A 1,045-nucleotide genomic window follows, 5' to 3' on the forward strand; every position below is an offset into this window, starting at 1 on the left:
GTGCAGACCTGCACATTGCCGGCGCCAAGCGCCATGAATTCGGCCGCGTCACGCCAGGTGGTGATGCCGCCGATGCCGGAGATCGGCAGGCCCTGCGTTTCCGGATCGCGCGCGATCTCGGCCACCATGTTCATGGCGATCGGCTTTACCGCCGGCCCGCAATAGCCGCCATGCGAGCCCTTGCCGTCGATGGTCGGCTGCGGCGCGAAGCTGTCGAGATCGACACCAGTGATCGAATTGATGGTGTTGATCAGCGACACCGCGTCGGTGCCGCCGGCATGTGCTGCGCGCGCGGGCTTGCGCACATCGGTGATGTTGGGCGTCAGCTTGGTGATGACGGGCATACGGGTGTTCTGCTTGCACCAGCGCACCACCATTTCGATATATTCCGGCACCTGGCCGACGGCGGCGCCCATGCCGCGTTCCGACATGCCGTGCGGACAGCCGAAATTGAGCTCGATGCCGTCGGCCTCCGTCTCCTCGACCACAGGCAGGATCGCCTTCCAGGCCTCCTCGACGCAAGGCACCATGAGCGAGACGACGATGGCGCGGTCGGGCCAGTCCTTCTTGACCTGCTTGATCTCGCGCAAATTGACCTGCAGGTCGCGGTCGGTGATCAGTTCGATGTTGTTGAGGCCGAGCAGGCGGCGGTCGGCGCCCCAGATCGCGCCGTAGCGCGGACCGTTGACGTTGACCACCGGTGGGCCCTCCTCGCCCAGCGTCTTCCACACCACGCCGCCCCAGCCGGCCTTGAAGGCGCGGATGACGTTGTAGGCCTTGTCGGTCGGTGGCGCCGAGGCCAGCCAGAACGGATTGGGCGACTTGATGCCGACGAAATTGTTTCTGATATCCGCCATGCTCATGCCCTCCCGTTCGAGGTCAGTGCCCGATTGATGCTCTCCGCAGCGTCGCGTCCCTGCGCGACCGCCGAGACGGTCAGGTCGTCGCCACCGAAGATGCAGTCGCCACCGGCCCAGACCTTGGCAAGCGACGTGCGCCCTTCCGAATCCACCTTGATGCGGCCGGCTTCGAGGCCGATCGATGC

General features: G+C 65.6%; 2 protein-coding genes. Both read right to left on the reverse strand.

Annotated features, from left to right (window positions below; all coding sequences use genetic code 11):
- A partial coding sequence (preA, locus tag EN879_RS37010; protein WP_127274766.1) for an NAD-dependent dihydropyrimidine dehydrogenase subunit PreA occupies positions 1-857 on the reverse strand: 857 nt, incomplete at its 3' end.
- Positions 858-859: 2 nt separating this feature from the next.
- Positions 860-1,045 (reverse strand): FAD-dependent oxidoreductase (locus EN879_RS37015; protein ID WP_348631531.1); only part of this gene is annotated, 186 nt, incomplete at its 5' end.

Origin of the sequence: Mesorhizobium sp. M7A.F.Ca.AU.002.02.1.1 (assembly GCF_003998535.1) — a bacterium.
Taxonomy (GTDB): domain Bacteria; phylum Pseudomonadota; class Alphaproteobacteria; order Rhizobiales; family Rhizobiaceae; genus Mesorhizobium; species Mesorhizobium ciceri.